The 23,870-nt window shown below is 51.8% G+C and carries 16 protein-coding genes; 12 read left to right on the top strand and 4 right to left on the bottom strand.

The annotated features are described in order from the left end of the window. Positions 1-58: 58 nt before the first annotated feature. Positions 59-943 carry a GntR family transcriptional regulator gene (locus N7E69_RS00745; protein WP_000944714.1) on the bottom strand — a complete coding sequence of 295 codons (885 nt, stop codon included), beginning with the start codon at positions 941-943 and terminating at the stop codon, positions 59-61. Positions 944-992: 49 nt separating this feature from the next. Here N7E69_RS00745 and N7E69_RS00740 point away from each other — a divergent pair, with 49 nt between their 5' ends. From N7E69_RS00740 to rcsC, 4 genes are all read left to right on the top strand, one after another. Further along, positions 993-2,318, top strand: a complete 1,326-nt coding sequence (locus N7E69_RS00740; RefSeq protein ID WP_000098072.1) for an MFS transporter — start codon at positions 993-995, stop codon at positions 2,316-2,318. A 14-nt stretch (positions 2,319-2,332) separates the two neighbouring features. Beyond that, entirely contained in the window at positions 2,333-3,535 is a 1,203-nt protein-coding gene (locus tag N7E69_RS00735; RefSeq protein WP_000705587.1) for a mandelate racemase/muconate lactonizing enzyme family protein, read from the top strand. A gap of 409 nt (positions 3,536-3,944) precedes the next feature. Beyond that, positions 3,945-6,581, top strand: coding sequence for a DNA topoisomerase (ATP-hydrolyzing) subunit A (gene gyrA, locus N7E69_RS00730; RefSeq protein WP_108610926.1), 2,637 nt, complete (start codon positions 3,945-3,947; stop codon positions 6,579-6,581). A gap of 117 nt (positions 6,582-6,698) precedes the next feature. After that, positions 6,699-9,545 (top strand): two-component system sensor histidine kinase RcsC, encoded by a 2,847-nt coding sequence (rcsC, locus tag N7E69_RS00725; RefSeq protein ID WP_000876077.1) that lies wholly within the window; start codon positions 6,699-6,701, stop codon positions 9,543-9,545. Positions 9,546-9,646: 101 nt separating this feature from the next. On the opposite strand, the gene rcsB is transcribed toward rcsC, so the two are convergent. Beyond that, positions 9,647-10,297: a response regulator transcription factor RcsB gene (rcsB, locus tag N7E69_RS00720; RefSeq protein WP_001061919.1), complete on the bottom strand. Its 651-nt coding sequence runs from the start codon at positions 10,295-10,297 to the stop codon at positions 9,647-9,649. Positions 10,298-10,313: 16 nt separating this feature from the next. Further along, positions 10,314-12,983 (bottom strand): phosphotransferase RcsD, encoded by a 2,670-nt coding sequence (rcsD, locus tag N7E69_RS00715; RefSeq protein WP_000083202.1) that lies wholly within the window; start codon positions 12,981-12,983, stop codon positions 10,314-10,316. Between the two features lie 728 nt (positions 12,984-13,711). Between rcsD and N7E69_RS00710 the strand changes: the two genes are divergently transcribed. The 5 genes from N7E69_RS00710 to N7E69_RS00690 all read left to right on the top strand — a co-directional run bounded on the left by N7E69_RS00710 (position 13,712) and on the right by N7E69_RS00690 (position 19,529). Then, positions 13,712-14,848, top strand: a complete 1,137-nt coding sequence (locus N7E69_RS00710) for a porin OmpC (RefSeq protein WP_000865526.1) — start codon at positions 13,712-13,714, stop codon at positions 14,846-14,848. A gap of 114 nt (positions 14,849-14,962) precedes the next feature. Then, complete coding sequence (gene apbE / locus N7E69_RS00705; protein WP_000784308.1) at positions 14,963-16,015, top strand: FAD:protein FMN transferase ApbE; 1,053 nt, start codon at positions 14,963-14,965, stop codon at positions 16,013-16,015. A gap of 80 nt (positions 16,016-16,095) precedes the next feature. Beyond that, a complete protein-coding gene (gene ada / locus N7E69_RS00700; RefSeq protein ID WP_000975965.1) occupies positions 16,096-17,157 on the top strand; it encodes a bifunctional DNA-binding transcriptional regulator/O6-methylguanine-DNA methyltransferase Ada in 1,062 nt (353 codons plus the stop codon). A 2-nt stretch (positions 17,158-17,159) separates the two neighbouring features. After that, positions 17,160-17,810: a DNA oxidative demethylase AlkB gene (gene alkB / locus N7E69_RS00695; protein WP_000885000.1), complete on the top strand. Its 651-nt coding sequence runs from the start codon at positions 17,160-17,162 to the stop codon at positions 17,808-17,810. Positions 17,811-17,885: 75 nt separating this feature from the next. Next, positions 17,886-19,529, top strand: coding sequence for a multidrug ABC transporter permease/ATP-binding protein (locus N7E69_RS00690; protein WP_000421574.1), 1,644 nt, complete (start codon positions 17,886-17,888; stop codon positions 19,527-19,529). A 199-nt stretch (positions 19,530-19,728) separates the two neighbouring features. Here N7E69_RS00690 and eco read toward each other — a convergent pair whose 3' ends face one another. After that, the gene (eco, locus tag N7E69_RS00685) at positions 19,729-20,223 is read right to left on the bottom strand and encodes a serine protease inhibitor ecotin (protein ID WP_001550295.1); all 495 of its coding nucleotides are present in this window, start codon (positions 20,221-20,223) and stop codon (positions 19,729-19,731) included. A 413-nt stretch (positions 20,224-20,636) separates the two neighbouring features. On the opposite strand from eco, the gene napF reads away from it, so the two are divergent. Genes napF through napA form a run of 3 tightly spaced genes read left to right on the top strand, consistent with a single transcriptional unit; the run spans position 20,637 to position 23,864 of the window. Continuing rightward, entirely contained in the window at positions 20,637-21,128 is a 492-nt protein-coding gene (napF, locus tag N7E69_RS00680; protein WP_000228064.1) for a ferredoxin-type protein NapF, read from the top strand. Beyond that, positions 21,118-21,381, top strand: coding sequence for a chaperone NapD (napD, locus tag N7E69_RS00675; RefSeq protein ID WP_001260058.1), 264 nt, complete (start codon positions 21,118-21,120; stop codon positions 21,379-21,381). Before napF ends, napD begins: the two co-directional genes overlap by 11 nt. Next, positions 21,378-23,864 carry a nitrate reductase catalytic subunit NapA gene (gene napA / locus N7E69_RS00670; protein ID WP_000778101.1) on the top strand — a complete coding sequence of 829 codons (2,487 nt, stop codon included), beginning with the start codon at positions 21,378-21,380 and terminating at the stop codon, positions 23,862-23,864. Before napD ends, napA begins: the two co-directional genes overlap by 4 nt. Positions 23,865-23,870 lie beyond the last annotated feature (6 nt).

Raw genomic sequence — 23,870 nt, 5'->3', positions numbered from 1 at the left:
TCTATCGGGGCAGTATAGCAGGTGCAAAGTCGCTGCGTTATATCTACTGCCGTCTTTATTACGCTTTCAGCGCAAGAAGTTTTCTTGCGCGTTCTGTAAAACCGCTACCGATGTGGTGCGTGATAAAATTACAGACGCCCTCGACGTTGTTGTTTTTTAACATATCCAAAATAGTGGCATGTCCACGGTTAGAGCTGGTGATATATTCAGCGGTAAAATCCAGTCTGTAGCGAATTGCCAATAAACGTGCTGAGATCAACAGGTGTGCTTGTGAAATGTATTTATTATCGGCATATTTCACAAAAACATAATGAAAATCATGATCCAGTTTGAGGTAAGCTTGCGTATCTCGCTCTGCATTAATTTTTGCTGACTTCGATAAAATATTGCTTAATTCGACTATGACATTGTTAGCATTTTTCTCCATCGCTTCACGAATTGCGCCCTGTTCAAGGATAACCCTCATTTTGATGAGATCATTGATATCCTCGTCGGTGACAGAAAAAACAAATGTCCCACTGCGGGGAATGATGTTGACTAAGTTTTCATTATAGCTCAGCCAAATAAAAGCTTCACGAATTGGTGTTTTACTTACCATCAGAATATTTGATAGTTCATTTTCACTGATCGCTTGCCCAAGATCGAAATCGCCATGGATAATCATCTCCCTTATTTTCTCTTTAATCACCTGGGTGATGGATTTGGGTATTTCAATTGATATGTGACTAAAGTCACGCTTTAATCTATTTTTCATTTTCTTCTCCTCCATGGTTAAACCCGGCTCCATTGTAATTAATTTATTCAAAATTAACGGATCTAATATATCAGATATAAGAAAATTTACATACTTTATTGTTGTTATTGTATATTTCATTAAGTTTGCTTGCTGATATATCAGATATGACACATTAGCTTTTGAATTGTATTGTTTTTTACGTAACATCGATTCCGGTCAATACCCTTATTCATTGAATCATAAAAGGTGATGCAAAATGAGTAGTCCACAAGAAAATTTATACGATGCAATTCGTATTGTAAAAAGGAAAATCATTCCTTTGGCCTTTATTCTTTACTTTTTTAATTATATGGATCGTGTCAATATTGGGTTTGCTGCATTACGCATGAATGAATCTCTCGGTATTACGCCTGAGGATTTCGCTAATATTTCTTCTATATTCTTCATATCATATTTAATCTTTCAAATTCCGAGTAGCATTGGCTTGCAAAAGCTTGGTGCAAGAAAATGGATTAGTTCCATTATTATCGGCTGGGGAGCGGTAACAGGGCTGATTTTTTTTGCTAAAGATACTCAACATATTTTGCTGGCTCGCATTTTTTTGGGGGTATTTGAAGCTGGCTTTTTCCCGGGCATGGTTTATTATCTTGCATGCTGGTTCCCGGCTCGTGAACGCGGAAAAGTCAATAGTTTCTTCATGTTATCTATTGCTGTTGCATCGGTATTGGCTGCGCCGATGTCTGGTTGGATCATCGAGCATTTGAATACCCCGGATTATGAAGGCTGGCGCTGGCTTTTTGCTATTGAAGGTATCCCTACCGTATTCCTTGGCATCCTGACATTTTATTTACTGCCTGACAGTCCAGAAAAGGCTAAATGGCTTACGCCACAGCAGATATCGGCCTTAGTTAATAAATTACGCACTGACAATGAAACCGCAGCTGCATTAAATAAAAATACCAACTCATCCTTTCTTTCCGTAATCAAAAATCCAGTTTTGCTTCAGCTTTCTTTCGCCTACATGTTGATTCAGGCGGCTGCTCTGGCGGCAAACTACTGGTTGCCGGGGTTGGTGAAGGGATTTTCAGCTGATTTTACGGATACTGACGTTGGCTTAATCATGAGTATTCCGTTTATTTTCGCTATGTTCAGCATGCCCTGGTGGGGCTGGCATTCCGATAAAAAGAATGAACGAAAATGGCATGCTGCATTACCCATTTTTCTGGCAGGCTGTGGTTTTCTGATGATTGCTCTTGTCCCCTCAATGTCGCTGAGAATGCTGGGGCTAACGTTCTATGGTGTTGGGATCCTCAGCTATTACGGACCTTACTGGGCGCTGCCTTCTGCATTATTGTCGCCGTCAGGGTTGGCTATCAGCATTGCGTTTATTAACTCATGTTCAAGTCTTGGCGGATTCCTGATTAATAAATCACTGGGATTCGTTTCTACTCATTATGGTGCGACAGGAATATTTATTGTAGAGGCAATACTTTGCTTCGCTGCGGTAGCCGTTTTGGCGTTAATGAAAATTGATGTGAAAAAAGAAAAAAGCCAACAAACAAATGTTGTATCACGAACCTGATAAATGGAGAAATTATGAAAATTACGTCTATTGAAGTTTTTGACTGTGAATTAAAAAAAAGAGATCAAACGATGTCCTCCTATAATCCAGTACTTATCCGGGTGAATACCGACTCAGGATTAAGTGGTATTGGCGAAGTAGGACTGGCCTATGGCGCAGGCGCTAAAGCTGGCGTAGGGATCATCAGAGATCTGGCGCCATTGATTGTGGGTGAAGATCCACTAAATATCGAAAAAATTTGGGAGTTCTTTTTCAGAAAGACTTTTTGGGGGATGGGGGGCGGGAACGTTTTTTATGCCGGAATGAGCGCTATTGATATTGCTCTTTGGGATATCAAAGGTAAATATTTAGGTGTACCTGTTTATCAGCTCCTTGGCGGGAAAACTAATGAAAAATTAAGAACCTATGCTAGTCAGTTACAATTTGGTTGGGGGGATAAACGCCAGATATTAGTGACACCTGAGGAATATGCTGAGGCGGCGCGTGCGGCTCTTGACGATGGATATGATGCGATTAAAGTGGATCCACTCGAAATCGATCGTAATGGCGATGACTGTGTTTTTCAGAATAGAAATCGTAACTATTCAGGATTGTTACTGGCCGATCAATTAAAAATGGGGGAAGCGCGAATTGCCGCTATGCGTGAAGCAATGGGGGATGATGCTGATATTATCGTAGAAATCCATTCTCTTCTCGGTACAAACTCAGCTATTCAATTTGCGAAGGCGATAGAAAAGTATCGTATCTTTCTTTATGAAGAACCGATCCATCCATTAAATTCTGATAATATGCAGAAAGTTTCCCGTTCAACAACGATTCCAATCGCCACTGGCGAGCGTTCCTACACAAGATGGGGATACAGGGAATTACTGGAGAAGCAGTCTATTGCCGTAGCGCAACCTGATTTGTGTCTCTGCGGCGGAATTACCGAAGGAAAGAAAATCTGTGACTATGCTAATATTTATGACACCACTGTACAGGTGCATGTTTGCGGCGGTCCTGTTTCCACGGTAGCCGCGCTGCATATGGAAACAGCAATTCCCAACTTTATTATTCATGAGCATCATACCAATGCGATGAAAGCATCTATTCGGGAACTTTGTACCCACGATTATCAGCCGGAAAATGGCTATTATATCGCGCCGGAACAGCCCGGATTGGGTCAGGAATTAAACGATGAGGTAGTGAAAGAATACCTGGCCTATGTGATTAAATAGCATCTGGTGATACTGATTATGGTTTATGCCTCCCGGCATATCCCCTAAATAATTCGAGTTGCAGGATAAAATGGTTAACCGTCTTGAACAGCGCTTGCGCTAACCCCGACGGGGCGAGGCCCAGGGATGGGCCGAGTAACTTGCCGCCAACGCACATGAAACTTGAAGTATGACGGGTATACACGGGAGGTATTGATTTTCCAGCCTCTTCCTGGCCAGGCCCAGATCTCCTCTGTGTCGCCTCTGAAGCCGATCGCCGATAAACGCCGAGACCACGCTTATAAATGAAGAGAGCATGCGGCACCCGAATAAAGCATTGTCTGGCTGCATTCCGTTTACCAGTACGTGGGCGAATGTGTTATAATTTGCGACCTTTGAATCCGGGATACAGTAGAGGGATAGCGGTTAGATGAGCGACCTTGCGAGAGAAATTACACCGGTCAACATTGAGGAAGAGCTGAAGAGCTCCTATCTGGATTATGCGATGTCGGTCATTGTTGGCCGTGCGCTGCCGGATGTCCGAGATGGCCTGAAGCCGGTACACCGTCGCGTACTTTACGCCATGAACGTATTGGGCAATGACTGGAACAAAGCCTATAAAAAATCTGCCCGTGTCGTTGGTGACGTAATCGGTAAATACCATCCCCACGGCGATTCCGCAGTGTATGACACCATCGTTCGTATGGCGCAGCCATTCTCGCTGCGTTACATGCTGGTGGATGGTCAGGGTAACTTCGGTTCTATTGACGGCGACTCCGCGGCGGCAATGCGTTATACGGAGATCCGTCTGGCGAAAATCGCCCACGAACTGATGGCCGATCTCGAAAAAGAGACGGTGGATTTCGTGGATAACTATGACGGTACGGAAAAAATTCCGGACGTCATGCCGACCAAAATTCCGAATCTGCTGGTGAACGGTTCTTCCGGTATCGCAGTAGGTATGGCGACGAATATCCCGCCGCACAACCTGACGGAAGTGATTAACGGCTGCCTGGCGTATATCGACAACGAAGACATCAGCATTGAAGGGCTGATGGAACATATTCCGGGGCCGGACTTCCCGACCGCCGCGATCATCAACGGTCGTCGTGGTATCGAAGAAGCCTACCGTACCGGTCGTGGCAAAGTGTACATTCGCGCCCGCGCGGAAGTTGAAGCTGACGCGAAAACGGGCCGTGAAACCATCATCGTCCATGAAATTCCCTATCAGGTGAACAAAGCGCGCCTGATCGAGAAAATCGCCGAGCTGGTGAAAGATAAACGCGTGGAAGGCATCAGCGCGCTGCGTGACGAATCCGATAAAGACGGGATGCGCATCGTGATTGAAGTGAAACGCGATGCGGTGGGTGAGGTGGTGCTTAATAATCTCTACTCCCAGACCCAGCTACAGGTTTCCTTCGGTATTAACATGGTGGCGCTGCATCATGGCCAGCCGAAGATCATGAACCTGAAAGATATTATTTCAGCGTTCGTGCGCCACCGCCGTGAAGTGGTGACGCGTCGGACTATTTTTGAACTGCGTAAAGCCCGTGACCGCGCGCATATCCTTGAAGCTCTGGCGATTGCGCTGGCCAACATCGATCCGATTATCGAACTGATTCGCCGTGCGCCAACGCCGGCGGAAGCGAAAGCGGCGCTGATTTCGCGTCCGTGGGATCTGGGCAACGTTGCTGCGATGCTGGAGCGCGCCGGTGACGACGCCGCGCGTCCGGAATGGCTGGAGCCAGAATTTGGCGTGCGTGACGGTCAGTACTACCTGACTGAACAGCAGGCGCAGGCGATTCTGGATCTGCGTTTGCAGAAACTGACCGGCCTGGAGCATGAAAAACTGCTCGACGAATACAAAGAGTTGCTGGAGCAGATTGCTGAACTGCTGCACATTCTGGGCAGCGCCGATCGCCTGATGGAAGTGATTCGCGAAGAGATGGAGTTAATTCGCGATCAGTTCGGCGATGAGCGTCGTACCGAAATCACCGCCAACAGCGCCGATATTAATATCGAAGATCTGATTAGCCAGGAAGATGTTGTCGTGACGCTGTCTCACCAGGGTTACGTCAAATATCAACCGCTGACAGATTACGAAGCGCAACGTCGTGGTGGGAAAGGTAAATCTGCCGCGCGTATTAAAGAAGAAGACTTTATCGACCGTCTGCTGGTGGCCAACACCCATGACACCATCCTCTGCTTCTCCAGCCGGGGCCGTCTGTACTGGATGAAGGTCTATCAGTTGCCGGAAGCCAGCCGTGGCGCGCGCGGTCGTCCGATCGTTAACCTGCTGCCGCTGGAAGCCAACGAACGTATCACCGCGATTCTGCCGGTTCGTGAATACGAAGAGGGCGTCAACGTCTTTATGGCGACCGCCAGCGGTACCGTGAAGAAAACGGCGCTGACCGAATTCAGCCGTCCGCGTTCCGCCGGTATTATCGCGGTGAACCTCAACGACGGCGACGAGCTGATTGGCGTTGACCTGACTTCTGGTTCTGACGAAGTCATGCTGTTCTCGGCCGCGGGTAAAGTGGTGCGTTTCAAAGAAGACGCCGTCCGTGCGATGGGGCGTACCGCGACCGGTGTGCGCGGTATTAAGCTGGCGGGAGACGATAAAGTAGTTTCTCTGATCATCCCACGCGGCGAAGGCGCTATTCTGACCGTAACGCAAAACGGCTACGGGAAGCGTACCGCAGCGGACGAGTACCCGACCAAGTCTCGTGCGACGCAGGGCGTTATCTCTATCAAAGTGACCGAGCGCAACGGTTCCGTTGTCGGTGCGGTACAGGTAGACGATTGCGACCAGATCATGATGATCACGGATGCCGGTACTCTGGTGCGTACCCGAGTGTCTGAGATCAGCGTAGTGGGACGTAATACCCAGGGCGTTATCCTTATCCGCACGGCGGAAGACGAAAACGTGGTGGGTCTGCAACGCGTTGCTGAACTGGTAGATGACGAAGAACTCGACGCTATCGACGGCAGCGTGGCGGAAGGGGATGAGGATATCGCCCCGGAAGCGGAAAACGATGACGACGTTGCGGATGACGCTGACGAGTAATGTTATTGCTGTGCGAGGGCCGGATATCCGGCCCTTTTTCTTTGCCGTTGCGGGCTACGTCATTTACCGCTACCTTAGTCACACTCTATTTACATCCTGAGGCGGAGCTTCGCCCCTTTGAAATACCTTGCTTCCTTTCGAACTACGCTGAAAGTCTCGCGCTACTTATTCAGAGCGTTAGCGTTACTCATTTGGCTCTTAATCGCCTTTGTTTCGGTGTTTTACATCGTCAATGCCCTGCACCAGCGGGAATCTGAAATTCGTCAGGAGTTCAACCTTAGCTCCGATCAGGCGCAGCGTTTTATCCAGCGCACGTCGGACGTGATGAAAGAACTCAAATATATCGCCGAGAACCGTTTAACGGCGGAAAACGGCGTCATGTCGTCGCGTGCGCGTGATGACAAAATGGTGGTGCCGGACTTTGAACCGCTATTCGCCGACTCAGACTGTGCGGCGATGGGCTCCGCCTGGCGCGGTTCGCTGGAGTCGCTGGCCTGGTTTATGCGTTACTGGCGCGACAACTTTTCAGCGGCGTATGATCTTAACCGCGTTTTCCTGATTGGCAGCGATAACCTCTGTATGGCGAATTTCGGCCTGCGTGAAATGCCCGTGGAGCGCGATGATGCGTTAAAAGCGTTACATGAGCGGATTATGAAATACCGCAACGCGCCGCAGGAAGAAAGTGGGAATAACCTTTTCTGGATAAGCCAGGGCGCGCGTCAGGGCGTGGGCTACTTTTATGCGCTGACGCCGGTGTATCTGGCCAACCGTCTGCAAGCGTTGCTGGGCGTCGAGCAGTCCATCCGCATGGAAAATTTTTTCACGCCGGGCAGTTTGCCGATGGGCGTCACCATTATTGATGAGAACGGCCATTCGCTGATTTCGTTGACCGGTCCTGACGGCATTATTAAAGCGGAGCCGCGCTGGATGCAGGAGCGTTCCTGGTTTGGTTATACGCCAGGTTTTCGCGAACTGGTACTCAAAAAAAGCCTGCCGCCATCCTCGCTCAGTATTGTCTATTCTGTGCCTGTAGATTTAGTCCTGGAGCGTATTCGTATTCTTATCCTGAACGCTATCCTGCTGAACGTGCTGGTGGGTGCAGGGCTGTTTACGCTTGCGCGGATGTATGAGCGGCGAATTTTCATTCCGGCGGAGAGCGATGCCCAGCGTCTGGAAGAGCATGAACAGTTCAACCGTAAAATCGTCGCCTCCGCGCCGGTGGGGATCTGTATTCTGCGCACTATCGATGGTGTCAATATTCTGAGTAACGAACTGGCGCACACCTACCTGAACATGCTCACGCATGAAGACAGACAGCGCCTGACGCAAATTATTTGCGGCCAGCAGGTCAACTTCGTTGATGTATTGACCAGTAATAATACCAATTTGCAAATTAGCTTCGTCCATTCCCGCTATCGTAATGAAAACGTCGCGATTTGCGTGTTGGTAGATGTGAGTACGCGCGTCAAAATGGAAGAGTCGCTGCAGGAGATGGCGCAGGCGGCAGAACAGGCAAGCCAGTCTAAATCCATGTTCCTTGCGACGGTCAGCCATGAATTGCGCACACCGCTGTACGGTATCATCGGCAATCTCGATCTGCTGCAAACCAAAGAGTTGCCAAAAGGCGTGGATCGGCTGGTCACGGCGATGAATAACTCCTCCAGCCTGTTGCTGAAAATTATCAGCGACATTCTCGACTTCTCGAAAATTGAGTCGGAACAGCTAAAGATTGAGCCGCGCGAATTTTCACCGCGAGAGGTGATGAATCATATCACCGCCAATTATCTGCCGCTGGTGGTGCGTAAGCAGCTCGGCCTGTATTGTTTTATTGAGCCTGACGTGCCGGTATCGCTGAACGGCGACCCGATGCGTTTACAGCAGGTCATTTCAAACCTGTTGAGCAACGCCATTAAGTTTACCGATATTGGCTGCATCGTGCTGCATGTGCGCTGTGATGGAGATTATCTCAGCATTCGCGTGCGGGATACCGGCGTCGGTATTCCGGCAAAAGAGGTGGTTCGCCTGTTCGATCCCTTCTTCCAGGTGGGAACCGGCGTACAGCGTAACTTTCAGGGGACCGGTCTGGGGCTGGCGATTTGCGAAAAATTGATCAGCATGATGGACGGCGATATTTCCGTCGATTCGGAGCCGGGCATGGGAAGCCAGTTTACGCTGCGCATCCCGCTTTATGGCGCGCAATACCCTGTGAAAAAGAGCGTGGAAGGACTCGCCGGAACCTGCTGTTGGCTGGCGGTGCGCAATACTTCTTTGTGCCAGTTGATTGAGACCAGTCTGGCGCGTAGCGGCGTTCATACGCAGCGTTATGAAGGGCAAGAACCCGCCGCGGACGATATTTTGATTGTCGATGACGCGCTGGAGCATACCTGGCAGGGGAGGGCGGCGGTCGTCTTTTGCCGCCGTCATATCGGGATTCCGTTGGAAAGAGCGCCGGGCGAGTGGGTGCATAGTGTGGCGTCGGTGCATGAGTTGCCCGCGCTGTTGGCGCGTATCTATAGTATTGAGCTGGATAGTGAAGCGCTTTCCAGCGCATTGCCGACGACGGATAAAACCGCAGATTCAAATGACGACATGATGATTCTGGTCGTTGACGATCATCCGATCAATCGCCGCTTGCTGGCCGATCAACTGGGATCGCTGGGGTATCAGTGTAAGACAGCCAATGATGGCGTGGACGCTCTGAATGTGCTGAGTAAAAATGCTATCGATATTGTTCTGAGCGATGTGAACATGCCGAACATGGACGGCTATCGCCTGACGCAGCGTATCCGTCAGCTTGGGCTGACGCTGCCGGTCGTCGGCGTGACGGCGAACGCGCTGGCGGAAGAGAAACAACGTTGCCTGGAGTCCGGTATGGACAGCTGTTTGTCGAAGCCTGTGACGCTGGATGTGTTGAAACAGACGCTGGCGGTGTATGCCGAGCGGGTACGTAAAACGCGGGCATAAAAAATGCCGGATGGCGGCGTCGCCTGTCCGGCCTGCAAAAGATGAGTCGACTGGTAGGCCTGATAAGCGTAGCGCCATCAGGCTGGGTAACGTAAAGCGATTTATTCTTTGTCTGTCGGACTCAGGGTGACGGAAGAGAGATAGTTGAGCAGCGCGATATCATTCTCTACGCCCAGTTTCATCATCGCCGATTTCTTCTGGCTGCTGATGGTCTTAATGCTGCGGTTGAGCTTCTTGGCGATTTCGGTGACCAGGAAGCCCTCGGCGAACAGGCGTAATACTTCGCTCTCTTTTGGCGACAGACGCTTATCGCCGTAACCGCCTGCGCTGATTTTCTCCAGCAGACGAGAAACGCTTTCTGGGGTGAATTTTTTGCCTTTTTGCAGCGCGGCCAGCGCCTTAGGCAGATCGGTTGGCGCACCCTGTTTGAGTACGATCCCTTCAATATCAAGATCCAACACGGCGCTCAGGATCGCCGGGTTGTTGTTCATGGTCAGAACGATAATAGACAGGCTCGGAAAATGACGCTTGATGTACTTGATCAAGGTGATCCCATCGCCGTATTTATCTCCCGGCATGGAGAGGTCAGTGATCAACACATGCGCATCTAATTTCGGCAGGTTGTTGATCAATGCTGTGGAATCTTCAAATTCGCCGACAACATTCACCCACTCGATTTGTTCAAGTGATTTGCGAATACCGAACAGTACAATCGGGTGGTCATCGGCAATAATTACGTTCATATTGTTCATGTATTGGGCTACCTTGCTACAGCAAGCTTTTGACGTAGGCGTCAATGTCGCTGATATATTTTTCTATACCTGGAGCATCTTTCTCACGAATCAGATGTTCCAGCGTTTCACATAACTGCTTGCCGGGTACCAGATTAAGCATGGCAAACACCCCTTTCAGGCGGTGGGCCGTTTGGGCCAGCGCAGCGAAATCGCTGGTTGCCGCCTCAGTATACAACCTCTTAACATCATCCGGTACTGTGTCTACAAATAGCGCATAATAGCCGCTGGCATGAAGCTCGGCATTTTCATCTCCGCCGAGCGGGGAGGCGGGAATCTCTTCCTGCGCCAGCTGCTCTTCGATAAGTTGTAGTACAGCTTCCTGCATAGCATTGCTCATATTAAAGTTGACGCGCAACTGACCCGGGCCAATTTTCCGCACGCCTGACTCATCATCGCTTAAAAGCAAGCCCGAGGCAGTAAGATTAGACGGATTATCCGTTAAAAAGAGATCATATTCTTGACTTATCTGCCTTTCATCCGGCGTGATGCAGGTGGCGCCCCAGTTTTCTAACTGACGCAGCACAATCGCGCGAACCTCGTTGGACGTCACATCGACCATCACGCTCACGTCGTCCAGCAGGCGCTCTTCGACCTGAGTATGCTGATCGTGAGGAAGCATTTTGACATGAACGGTATAGCGCGTGCCCAGCGTTTCTCGCGCTTTAATGTTGAGATGACCGCCCAGTTTGCGCGCCAGTTGATTGCACAGCCAGAAGGTGAGCGGATTCGCTTTGCCGTAACGATCGCCCTGCGTTTCATTCATATACGGGAAATGCAGATTATCAATCTCGTTTAACGTTACGCCTTCGCCCGTATCCAGAATACGGAAAGTCAGACGCTCCGCGATAGATTCATCCTGCTCGACTTCAAGCGTAATTTTACCCATAGCAGTCGTTGTGACGGCATACTGAATCAACAGCAGCAAAACCCGGCGCAGGGCGTCGCGATCGCCCCAGCGTTCATCGTTGCCGCTAAGATGGTTATTAATCAGCAGTTGCAGCCCTTTACGCTTAATGGCGGGCAGCACTTCCGGCACGACTTCGTCAATAAGATCCTGCAGGGAGAACAGCGTTGCTTCGCTCTTCCATGCGTCATTTTCCAGCATATTCGCCAGTTGGATTTCATCGATCATACGTACCAATACATCCGCCTGATCCGCCAGTTTCAGGCTTTCCGGCGTGGTGACTGCCGCGGCGTTAACCGCCAGTTGGCGTACGGGCTCTTTAAGCGTGTTGCTGATATTTTGCATAAAGGCGGCGCGGCCCTGCTGATTCTTCTCATACAAACGCTGAGCCTGTTTAAGCTTCTTATTCACCAGCACCTCCCGGTCCTGATCGCGAATAATAAAGATCTGCGTGCGGGGAGCGATCTGGCTGCGAAACAGACGGATCTCATACAGTTCGTTATTAATTGTCGCCTGAATCACGCCCTGATGCTGTTCCGCCATGCTGGTAATATTTTGCAGGTTAAGATGCGGCAACAGATGATCGGCGATTTTATTGCTGATCACGGTGCGGTTGCCTTCCTGATCGTAGACCAGCAGACCCAGCGGCAGCAGAGAAACGATCTCTTCATTAATGGCGCGTAAGACGCGGAGCTCATTATTCGCCGCGTTGCCGGATGTCGATTCCGTCGACCGTCCCGGCTGATGACGGAACGTGGCGTAGCCAAATAACGCCAACGCCAGCAGCCCGATGTTCAGCAGTAAAGGCAGCAAAATATTTTGCAACGTATCAAGCAAAAGCGTACCGAACGGTACCTGCCAGATCAGGCGCATTCCGGTAGAGTTAAGCGCTGAGGAGATCTCAATTTTTGAACCGTTAAAGCTAATCGTGACGCTATCAGGCGCTTCCTTTTCACTGCTTCGCCCCGTCGCCTGGGTTGCGTCAGGCTCTATCCGAAAACTGTCCAGCGGCATTCCCGGCGGGATTAAATCATTAATGGGCAGATCAAACGCCACCACGGTTGCCAGATGTCCTGGCTGATTGAAGGTCGTGCGCAGCGTAAAATAGTGACCGTTTTGCCAGGCCAGTTTTCGCAATGAGGAGAAACTTTCGCGCTCATCCAGCGCATTCGCCTGCTGCAACATCTCTGCCCGGCGGGAATCGACGATATTGCCAATAGTGGACTCTTTAAAGCCGGAAGAGAGATCTTTCAACGGTAGAGTAGAGATAAGAATCAGGCTGTTATCCTGTCCGTTGAGGTAATACATTGACCACGGCACGTTTTCCGCGCCCCACAGCGTATCCAGATAAGTTGACATACGCTGCGTCATTTCCAGCGTGGCGCTGTCATGGGAACCGAAAATCAGCGCTTCAGTTTTACGTCGCGGCTTTTCAAGATAATACACATCCTGCTTCAGACGCGTTTCCTGAAGTCCTTCACCTGTCGATGGCGTAGTGGTCGCGGCGATGTTGTCATAAATTTGCCAGGTAACATACCGCCAGGTATCCACGCGTTTATGAATAGCGTGGGTGATATCGACAATTTGATAGCTTTTGTCTTTCAACCAGGCGTTGACGGCGCTCTGTACCATAACGCCCATCGTTACCAGCAGCACAATGATCAGCAATAAGAAGAAACGGGTAATGCTTCCCGGTAGAAGGGAGAATCGGGTAGAGACCGTTGTGTCAGACTGACTCATTTATGTTTACGACCTGTAAAAGCAACGCTGAAGGTGAAGGGCAGTATAAAGGGTAATGAATGAATTTCCAGACTCTTACGTCATGCCGGGCAACTTAACACGCGCTCCGTCGGCGGGACGGGAAAAGCGTACAACCTTCGCAGAACGGTACAAATATAAAGACTACTTATAAATGTTTAGCACTAAATATCAAGAAATTATTTGCTAATGTCTTACGAACGGTCGAGCAGGGGAGGGTAGTGAATAACCGTGATAGTTTTAGGCAGGTAGCATAAATCAGCCGGGTGTGTCTGAAAAAGGGTAAAAAAAACCGAATGCGAAGCATCCGGTTGAAATAGGGGTAAACAGACATTCAGAAATGAATGACGGTAATAAATAAAGTTAATGATGATAGCGGTCACTATTTTAGTTGCGAATGAAGATTCTGTTTTATCATTCAGTGCTATGAATTTCATCAATTTAACCCGTTGATTTTAAAAGTTTCGTGAATATATTTTGTCTATTTGTGCTTATTTTTACTTGATTTTTGCTTTAAAAAAGTTCTGTAAAATTCATATTTTGAAACATCTATGTAGATAACTGTAACATATTAAAAGTTTTAGTATCATATTCGTGTTGGATTATTCTGTATTTTTGCGGAGAATGGACTTGCCGACTGGTTAATGAGGGTTAACCAGTAAGCAGTGGCATAAAAAAGCAATAAAGGCATATAACAGAGGGTTAATAACATGAAAGTTAAAGTACTGTCCCTCCTGGTACCAGCTCTGCTGGTGGCGGGCGCAGCGAATGCGGCTGAAATTTATAATAAAGACGGCAACAAATTAGACCTGTTTGGTAAAGTTGATGGCCTGCACTACTTCTCTGACGACAAAGGCAGCGACGGCGACCAGACCTACATGCGTATCGGCTTCAAAGGCGAAACGCAGGTTAACGATCAACTGACCGGTTATGGCCAGTGGGAATATCAGATTCAGGGCAACCAGACTGAAGGCAGCAACGACTCCTGGACGCGTGTGGCGTTTGCGGGTCTGAAATTCGCTGACGCAGGTTCCTTCGATTATGGTCGTAACTACGGCGTAACCTATGACGTGACCTCCTGGACCGACGTTCTGCCGGAGTTCGGCGGCGACACCTACGGCGCTGACAACTTTATGCAGCAGCGTGGTAATGGCTATGCCACCTACCGTAACACCGACTTCTTCGGCCTGGTGGATGGTCTGGACTTCGCGTTGCAGTATCAGGGCAAAAACGGCAGCGTGAGCGGTGAAAACACTAACGGTCGCAGCCTGCTGAACCAGAACGGCGACGGTTACGGCGGATCGCTGACCTATGCAATCGGCGAAGGCTTCTCTGTCGGTGGCGCTATCACCACGTCTAAACGTACTGCCGATCAGAATAACACCGCTAACGCTCGCCTGTATGGTAACGGCGATCGCGCCACGGTTTACACCGGCGGCCTGAAATACGATGCGAACAACATCTATCTGGCAGCGCAGTATTCTCAGACCTATAACGCAACCCGTTTTGGTACCTCTAACGGCAGCAACCCGTCCACCTCTTACGGTTTTGCCAACAAAGCGCAGAACTTTGAAGTGGTTGCTCAGTACCAGTTCGACTTTGGTCTGCGTCCGTCTGTGGCTTACCTGCAGTCTAAAGGTAAGGACATCAGCAACGGTTACGGCGCCAGCTATGGCGACCAGGACATCGTAAAATACGTTGATGTCGGCGCGACTTACTACTTCAACAAAAACATGTCCACCTATGTTGATTACAAAATCAACCTGCTGGATAAAAACGACTTTACCCGCGATGCGGGCATCAACACCGACGACATCGTAGCGCTGGGTCTGGTTTACCAGTTCTAATCAGCAAAAGATGTTGCTAAAGGGCCTGCGGGCCCTTTTTTCATGCCTTATTCCGGCGTACAAATACGACGTTTTGATATACGCTTGCGTCCATTCGAATGAGGATAAACAGCGATGAAAATGACTTTTTGCCGGGCCGTGTGTCTGGCGGCGGCTTTTCTACTTATGGGCTGCGATGAGGCTCCCGAAACGACAACAGCGTCACCTGCCGCTCAGGTGCTGGAAGGTAAAACGATGGGGACCCTCTGGCGGGTGAGCGTGGTTGGTATCGATGCGAAACGCGCCGCAGAGTTACAGACTAAAATCCAGACTCAGCTTGATGCTGATGATTGGTTGCTTTCTACCTATAAAAATGACTCCGCGCTGATGCGTTTTAACCATTCACGCAGCCTTGCGCCCTGGCCGGTCAGCGAAGCCATGGCGGATATCGTGACCTCGGCGCTACGTATTGGCGCGAAGACGGACGGCGCGATGGATATCACCGTGGGCCCGCTGGTCAATCTGTGGGGGTTTGGGCCGGATCGGCAGCCGATGCATATCCCAACACCAGCACAAATCGATGCGGCAAAAGCGAAAACAGGCCTGCAACATTTGCAGGTTATCGACAGGGCTGGACATCAGTTTTTGCAAAAAGATCTGCCGGATCTTTATGTTGATCTCTCCACGGTCGGGGAGGGCTATGCGGCGGATCATCTGGCGCGACTGATGGAGCAGGAGGGCATTGCGCGTTATCTGGTCTCGGTGGGGGGCGCATTAAGCAGCCGCGGGATGAATGCGCAGGGGCAGCCGTGGCGCGTCGCGATTCAGAAGCCGACCGACCGGGAAAACGCGGTGCAGGCGATTGTGGATATCAACGGGCATGGCATCAGCACCTCCGGCAGCTACCGTAACTATTATGAGCTGGATGGCAAGCGTATCTCGCACGTTATCGATCCGCAAACGGGGCGCCCCATTGAACACAACCTGGTATCGGTTACGGTCATCGCGCCAACGGCGCTGGAAGCGGACGGCTGGGACACCGGCCTGATGGTGCTCGGTACGCAAAAGGCGCAAGAGGTCGTGCGGCGGGAAGGGCTGGCGGTCTTTATGATCATGAAAGAAGGTGAAGGCTTTAAAACCTGGATGTCGCCGCAGTTCAAAACGTTCATGGTGAGCGATAAGAATTAAAACGCAAGATTACGGGTTTTTGTGGGCGGATTTACGGACACACTGCATGTAAGCAAGCACTATGCTTAATGAAGGAGTCTATGATGAAAAAAGCGTTACTTACCGATGATGAATGCTGGCTGCGGGTGCAGGCGCGCGATGCCAGCGCGGATGGGCGTTTCGTTTTTGCGGTGCGAACCACCGGCGTTTTTTGCCGTCCTTCATGTCGCTCGAAGCGGGCGTTACGTAAAAATGTTCGCTTTTTTGCCAACGCGCAGCAGGCGCTGGACGCCGGTTTTCGCCCCTGCAAGCGCTGTCAGCCGGATAATGCGCGCGCGCAGCAACGGCGGTTGGATAAGATTGCCTGCGCCTGCCGTTTACTTGAGCAGGAGACGCCGGTAACGCTGGCGTCTCTGGCGCAGGCGGTGGCGATGAGTCCGTTTCATCTGCACCGTTTGTTTAAAGCGAGCACCGGTATGACGCCGAAAGGGTGGCAGCAGGCGTGGCGCGCCCAGCGGCTGCGTGAGGCGTTGGCGAAAGGAGAGCAGATCACGTCGGCTATTTACCGCGCCGGCTTCCCGGATAGCAGTAGCTACTACCGTCATGCCGACCAGACGCTGGGCATGACGGCAAAACAGTTTCGCAAAGGCGGCGATAATGTCTCCGTTCGCTATGCGCTGACGGACTGGGTTTACGGACGGTGCCTGGTGGCGGAGAGCGAGCGGGGGATTTGCGCGATTCTCCCCGGTGATAGCGACGACGCGCTACTGGCTGAATTACACACCCTGTTCCCGGCGGCCCGCCACGAACCTGCTGACGCGCTTTTTCAGCAACGGGTGCGGCAGGTTGTCGCGGCTATCAACACACGCGATGTGCTGCTCTCGTTGCCGCTGGATATCCAGGGAACCGCGTTTCAACAGCAGGTCTGGCAGGCGTTATGCGCGATTCCCTGCGGCGAAACCGTAAGCTATCAACAGCTTGCCGCGACTATCGGCAAACCCACGGCAGTACGCGCGGTCGCCAGCGCGTGCGGCGCGAATAAACTGGCGATGGTGATCCCGTGTCATCGGGTCGTGCGTCGCGATGGCGCGCTCTCCGGTTATCGTTGGGGCGTGCGTCGAAAAGCGCAGCTATTAAAGCGAGAAGCACAAAAAGAGGAGTAGCAATGCTGGATCTGTTTGCTGATGAAGCGCCCTGGCAAGAGTCCCTGGCGCCTGGCGCGGTGGTGTTGCGCCGCTTTGCGTTTCGCGCGGCGCAGTCGCTATTAGACGATATCGGGTTTGTCGCCAGTCAGTCACCGTTTCGTCAGATGGTGACGCCGGGCGGCTACACCATGTCGGTGGCGATGACCAACTGCGGCGCGTTAGGGTGGACCACCGATCGTCACGGTTATTGTTATGCCGTGCGCGATCCGTTGACCGATAAACCCTGGCCTGCGCTGCCGTTATCGTTTGCCAGCGTATGTCGTCAGGCGGCAATCGCGGCAGGGTATGCGAGCTTCCAACCGGACGCCTGCCTGATCAATCGCTACGCGCCCGGCGCAAAACTGTCGCTGCATCAGGATAAAGACGAGCCGGATCTGCGCGCGCCTATTATCTCAGTTTCGTTGGGGGTGCCGGCGGTTTTTCAGTTTGGCGGCCTGCGTCGCAGCGACCCGATCCAGCGGATCTTACTGGAGCATGGCGATATCGTGGTCTGGGGCGGCGAGTCCCGGCTGTTTTATCATGGTATCCAGCCGCTTAAAGCGGGCTTTCATCCCATGACCGGTGAATTTCGTTACAATCTCACCTTCCGTCAGGCAGCTGAAAAAGAATAAAAATAAGAATTATTATTGCTGTGCAGGTGGAGTTAGTTAAACTGCGGGCTGTTATTATCGGTCCGGGTTGTAAGCATGGAACTTCTTATTCTTGTCTGGCGGCAGTACCGCTGGCCATTTATTAGCGTGATGGCGCTGAGCCTCGCCAGCGCGGCGCTGGGGATTGGCCTGATCGCGTTTATCAATCAGCGCCTGATTGAAACGGTGGACACCAACGTCATGGTGCTGCCGGAATTTCTCGGCCTGCTCCTGTTGCTAATGGTCGTCACATTAGGTTCCCAACTGGCGCTCACCACTCTGGGACACCATTTCGTTTACCGCCTGCGCAGCGAATTTATCAAGCGCATTCTGGATACGCACGTTGAACGCATTGAGCAACTGGGCAGCGCCTCTTTACTGGCCGGTCTGACCAGCGATATTCGCAATATTACTATCGCCTTTGTGCGTCTGCCTGAGCTGGTGCAGGGCATTATCCTCACCGTCGGCTCGGCGGCGTATCTGGCGATGCTATCGACAAAAATGCTGCTGGTTACGGCTATCTGGATGGCGGTCACTATCTGGGGCGGATTTGTGCTGGTGGCGCGGGTTTACCAGCATATGGCGACCCTGCGCGAGACCGAAGATAAGCTGTACAACGACTATCAGACGGTGTTGGAAGGACGCAAAGAGCTGACGCTAAACCGCGAGCGTGCGGAGCAGATTTTTCAGCAATGCTATATCCCGGACGCCAAAGAGTACCGTCATCACATTATCCGTGCCGATACTTTTCACCTGAGCGCCGTCAACTGGTCGAATATCATGATGCTGGGGGCGATAGGCCTGGTCTTCTGGATGGCGAATAGTCTCGGCTGGGCGGATACCAACGTCGCGGCGACTTATTCACTGACGTTGCTGTTCCTGCGCACGCCGCTGCTGTCTGCGGTGGGGGCGTTGCCAACGCTACTGACCGCCCAGGTGGCGTTTAATAAACTGAATAAATTCGCGCTCGCCCCGTATAAGCCTGATTTTCCGCAGCCGAAAGCCTTTCCCGACTGGAAGACGCTGGAGCTGCGCAACGTGGTTTTCCACTATCAGGATAACGCGTTTTCCGTGGGGCCCATCAACCTGACGATTCACCGCGGCGAACTGCTGTTTTTAATTGGCGGCAACGGTAGCGGGAAATCGACGCTGGCCATGTTATTGACCGGATTATACCAGCCGCAATCGGGAACGATTTTACTTGATGGTCAACCTATTGCCGCCGGGCAGCCGGAAGATTATCGCAAACTGTTTTCTGCGGTGTTCACCGATGTGTGGTTATTCGACCGCCTGCTGGGGCCGCAGGGGAAACCCGCCAATCCCGCTCTGGTCGAAAAGTGGCTTGAGCACCTGAAAATGACGCACAAGCTGGAGCTAAACGACGGGCGCATTTTGAATCTTAAACTGTCGAAAGGGCAAAAAAAGCGCATTGCGCTGCTGCTGGCGCTGGCGGAAGAGCGCGATATTATTTTGCTGGATGAGTGGGCCGCCGATCAGGACCCGCATTTCCGCCGGGAGTTTTATCAGGTACTGTTGCCGTTAATGCAGGAAATGGGCAAAACCATTTTCGCCATCAGCCATGATGATCACTATTTTATTCACGCCGATCGTCTGCTTGAAATGCGTAACGGACAGCTAACCGAACTCACCGGCGACGAACGTGACGCCGCCTCGCGTGATGCGGTTGCGCGTACTGCGTAATGGCCGGATGAACCGCCTGATGGCAGCCCTACGTCCGCACGCGGGTAGGCCTGATAAGATGCCACGCGTCGCCACCAGGCATCGGGGTATTTTTTGCGGTGGACGAGCGGGGCTCCAGACGTGTTTTAAAAAGAACCCCGGAGCGCTGCGTGAGTCGGCGTGTTCAGATGCCCGGTAAGTGTGACCGGGCAGCGTAACATTATCGCGCGACGGCGTTCTGTACGTTAGCGTCCGCTTTCCAGATGCGGTATTTCACGTCCACATTCGCTGGGGTATACACCACGATCGGCAGCTTGCTGTTGTAGCGCAGCATCCCGTCTTCACCCAGCCAGGCGGTGACGAATTTTTGCTCTTTCTTACCTTCAGGGCAGGCCATCATGGTTGATACCGGAGAGGTGACGTTATCAAAGACATAATAGTCATAGCCCCAGCCTTCCAGCGTTTTTGTTTCCAGCGTGCCGCCGAGGCGATGCTGGTTACAATCCACATTCAGCGTTTGACCAATCAACAGTTCCACTTTGAGGGTAGATTCATCCTGCTGAGGGGTAAGGGTTATCACTTGCCGCTTCATTCCTTTTTCCGCCTGCGGATAGGGGGCGATTTTCTCCAGCGGCTGGGCGGTATCGCTATTGTTAGCCCAGGCAGAGGCGCTGGCGAGGGCGGCGAAGACGACGGCAGGGACAAACATCTTCATTTGATTGTTCACAGTATTTCCTTTCTGCTGTTTTCGGTATGCATGGGAGACAGATTAACATATTCACTTTATCTATTAATCTGTATTTACTCATATTTTCAAGATTATTAATAAAATAGCATCTTTTTATATAGTGGAATATTCTGATATTGATAATGTAAATGAAATTATCAGCTATTAGTGGTTTTCGCTATATAAATATCTATATAACTCATTGAAATGTGAGAAAAAGCACGTTTACGGGTCTTTACCCGGCACTCTTTTGATCCGGCAACAGCATTTACCTCTATCGGGGTATGCATCTCTTACACATCCTGAAATATCTTATTTACAAAAATAACTACTCATAAATTGTACGGTTTTTATTGGCATTCACTCCCTATGGAAGCGTGTCGTTATGGAAGGGCGATATCATGGTTGATTTATCCCGTCGAAGCATGTTGACCGGCAGTTGGCGCAACGCCAGCAATGGGATTCTTCCGCCGTGGGCCAGAGAAACGACCTATTTTCTCGCACATTGTCTGCGTTGCGACGCCTGTATCCAGGCGTGTGAGGCCGACATCCTGCAGCGAGGGGCGGGGGGATATCCGAGCGTAGATTTCAAACGGGGCGAGTGCAGCTTTTGTTATGCCTGTGCGCAGGCCTGTCCCGAATCTCTCTTTCTTCCGCGCCACACCAGGGCCTGGGATTTAATTTTTACACTCACGGAAAACTGCCTCGCCAGGCAATCGGTTGAATGCCATCGCTGCCAGGACAGTTGTGAACCTATGGCCATTACCTTTCGTCCCACGCTATCCGGCATTTACCAGCCGCAGCTTGACTCGCAGGCCTGTAACGGATGCGGGGCGTGTGTGGCTATCTGTCCCGTGTCAGCCATCAAAGCGGAGAACCACCATGCGCACTAACTGGCAGGTCTGTAGCTTGGTCGTGCAGGCCAAAAGTCAGAACATCGCCGCCATTGGCACACAGTTGAACACGTTGCCGGGTTGCGAAGTCGCGTTAAGCGACGTTGAAAGCGGGCAGCTGATCGTGGTGGCGGAAGCAGACCAGAGTGAAACGCTGATGCAAACAATTGAGTCAGTACGCAATGTCGAGGGCGTACTGGCGGTGTCGCTGGTTTATCACCAGCAGGATGAGCAAGGTGAGGAAACACCATGAAACTCAGTCGTCGTAGCTTTATGAAAGCTAACGCCGTTGCGGCCGCTGCGGCGGCTGCCGGTCTGAGCGTGCCGGGCGTCGCCCGCGCCGTTGTCGGGCAGCAGGAAGCCATCAAATGGGATAAAGCGCCGTGCCGTTTTTGCGGAACGGGTTGCGGTGTGTTGGTGGGAACGCAGCAGGGCCGTGTGGTCGCCTGCCAGGGCGACCCCGACGCGCCGGTCAACCGTGGTCTGAACTGCATTAAAGGCTATTTCCTGCCCAAAATCATGTACGGTAAAGATCGTCTGACGCAGCCGATGCTGCGCATGAAAGACGGCAGCTATCACAAAGACGGCGAGTTTACGCCGGTGAGCTGGGAACAGGCCTTCGATGTGATGGAGGAGAAGTTTAAAACCTCCCTGAAAGAGAAAGGACCAGAAGCGATCGGCATGTTTGGATCGGGTCAATGGACCATCTGGGAAGGCTATGCCGCCGCGAAACTGTTCAAGGCTGGTTTCCGCTCTAACAACATCGACCCGAATGCGCGTCACTGCATGGCCTCGGCGGTGGTGGGCTTTATGCGCACCTTTGGCATGGATGAACCGATGGGCTGCTACGACGATATTGAGCAGGCCGATGCGTTTGTGCTGTGGGGTTCCAACATGGCGGAGATGCACCCGATTTTATGGTCGCGCATCACTAACCGCCGTTTGTCCGACCCGAACGTGAAGGTTGCCGTCCTCTCCACCTTCCAGCACCGCAGCTTTGAACTGGCGGACAACGGTATTGTCTTTACCCCGCAAAGCGACCTGGTGATCCTTAACTATATCGCGAATTACATTATTCAGAACAACGCGGTAAATCAGGATTTCTTCACAAAGCATGTGAATCTGCGTAAAGGGGCGACGGATATCGGCTACGGCTTACGCCCGACGCACCCGCTGGAAAAAGCGGCGAAGAATCCGGGCTCCGACGCTTCCGAGCCGATGAGCTTCGACGAGTATAAAGCCTTCGTGGCGGAATATACGTTGGACAAGACTGCTGAAATGACCGGCGTGCCGAAAGATCAACTGGAACAGTTGGCACAGCTCTACGCCGATCCGAATAAGCGCGTGATCTCTTACTGGACGATGGGTTTTAACCAGCATACCCGCGGCGTGTGGGCGAATAACCTGGTTTACAACCTCCATCTGCTGACCGGAAAAATCTCCCAGCCTGGCTGCGGTCCTTTCTCGCTGACCGGCCAGCCTTCCGCCTGCGGTACGGCGCGTGAAGTGGGAACCTTCTCACACCGTCTGCCCGCAGACATGGTCGTGACGAACGAAAAACACCGTGATATCTGCGAAAAACACTGGCAGATCCCCGCTGGCACTATTCCGGCAAAAGTGGGTTTACATGCGGTGGCGCAGGATCGCGCGTTGAAAGACGGCAAGCTGAACGTCTACTGGGTAATGTGTAATAACAATATGCAGGCCGGGCCGAACATCAATGAAGATCGGATGCCGGGCTGGCGCGATCCGCGTAACTTTATCATTGTCTCCGATCCTTACCCGACGGTGAGCGCGCTGTCTGCTGATCTGATCCTGCCGACCGCCATGTGGGTTGAGAAAGAAGGCGCTTACGGCAACGCCGAACGCCGCACGCAGTTCTGGCGTCAGCAAATTAAAGCGCCGGGCGAAGCTAAATCCGACCTCTGGCAACTGGTGCAGTTCTCCCGTCGTTTTAAAACCGAGGAGGTCTGGCCGGAGGCGTTGCTGTCCCAGAAGCCGGAGCTGCGCGGTAAAACGCTGTATGACGTTCTGTTCGCCACGCCGGCGGTCAGCAAATTCCCGCTGAGCGAGCTGAAAGAGGATCAGTTAAACGATGAGTCTCGTGAGCTGGGCTTCTATCTGCAAAAAGGGCTGTTTGAAGAATACGCCTGGTTTGGACGTGGCCACGGTCACGATCTGGCGCCGTTCGACGATTACCACAACGCGCGCGGTCTGCGCTGGCCGGTCGTCGAAGGCAAAGAGACGCAATGGCGTTACAGCGAAGGCAACGACCCGTATGTAAAAGCGGGGGAAGGGTACAAATTCTACGGTAAACCGGATGGCAAAGCGGTGATCTTCGCGCTGCCATTTGAACCCGCGGCGGAGTCGCCGGACAACGAGTACGATCTGTGGCTTTCCACCGGTCGCGTGCTGGAACACTGGCATACCGGCAGTATGACGCGCCGCGTGCCTGAATTGCATCGCGCCTTCCCGGAAGCGGTGGTCTTTATTCACCCGCTGGATGCGAAAGCGCGCGATCTGCGTCGTGGGGATAAGGTTAAAGTGTCGTCCCGTCGCGGCGAAGTGATTTCGATTGTCGAAACACGTGGACGTAACCGTCCGCCGCAGGGACTGGTGTATATGCCGTTCTTCGATGCCGCTCAGCTAGTGAACAACCTGACGCTGGATGCGACGGACCCGCTCTCTAAAGAGACGGACTTCAAGAAGTGCGCCGTTAAGCTGGCGAAGGTGTAACGCGTT

The organism is Salmonella sp. 3C (assembly GCF_025426275.1).
GTDB lineage: Bacteria > Pseudomonadota > Gammaproteobacteria > Enterobacterales > Enterobacteriaceae > Salmonella > Salmonella enterica.
This window is presented reverse-complemented; position numbering and strand designations above follow the sequence as displayed.

What these genes read in the sequence shown, in the direction of transcription:
- N7E69_RS00745 (WP_000944714.1), bottom strand. Translation starts at nt 943, where the DNA reads ATGTTACGTAAAAAACAATACAATTCAAAAGCTAATGTGTCATATCTG.
- N7E69_RS00740 (WP_000098072.1), top strand. Translation starts at nt 993, where the DNA reads ATGAGTAGTCCACAAGAAAATTTATACGATGCAATTCGTATTGTAAAA.
- N7E69_RS00735 (WP_000705587.1), top strand. Translation starts at nt 2,333, where the DNA reads ATGAAAATTACGTCTATTGAAGTTTTTGACTGTGAATTAAAAAAAAGA.
- gyrA (WP_108610926.1), top strand. Translation starts at nt 3,945, where the DNA reads ATGAGCGACCTTGCGAGAGAAATTACACCGGTCAACATTGAGGAAGAG.
- rcsB (WP_001061919.1), bottom strand. Translation starts at nt 10,297, where the DNA reads ATGAACAATATGAACGTAATTATTGCCGATGACCACCCGATTGTACTG.
- rcsD (WP_000083202.1), bottom strand. Translation starts at nt 12,983, where the DNA reads ATGAGTCAGTCTGACACAACGGTCTCTACCCGATTCTCCCTTCTACCG.
- N7E69_RS00710 (WP_000865526.1), top strand. Translation starts at nt 13,712, where the DNA reads ATGAAAGTTAAAGTACTGTCCCTCCTGGTACCAGCTCTGCTGGTGGCG.
- apbE (WP_000784308.1), top strand. Translation starts at nt 14,963, where the DNA reads ATGAAAATGACTTTTTGCCGGGCCGTGTGTCTGGCGGCGGCTTTTCTA.
- ada (WP_000975965.1), top strand. Translation starts at nt 16,096, where the DNA reads ATGATGAAAAAAGCGTTACTTACCGATGATGAATGCTGGCTGCGGGTG.
- alkB (WP_000885000.1), top strand. Translation starts at nt 17,160, where the DNA reads ATGCTGGATCTGTTTGCTGATGAAGCGCCCTGGCAAGAGTCCCTGGCG.
- N7E69_RS00690 (WP_000421574.1), top strand. Translation starts at nt 17,886, where the DNA reads ATGGAACTTCTTATTCTTGTCTGGCGGCAGTACCGCTGGCCATTTATT.
- eco (WP_001550295.1), bottom strand. Translation starts at nt 20,223, where the DNA reads ATGAAGATGTTTGTCCCTGCCGTCGTCTTCGCCGCCCTCGCCAGCGCC.
- napF (WP_000228064.1), top strand. Translation starts at nt 20,637, where the DNA reads ATGGTTGATTTATCCCGTCGAAGCATGTTGACCGGCAGTTGGCGCAAC.
- napD (WP_001260058.1), top strand. Translation starts at nt 21,118, where the DNA reads ATGCGCACTAACTGGCAGGTCTGTAGCTTGGTCGTGCAGGCCAAAAGT.
- napA (WP_000778101.1), top strand. Translation starts at nt 21,378, where the DNA reads ATGAAACTCAGTCGTCGTAGCTTTATGAAAGCTAACGCCGTTGCGGCC.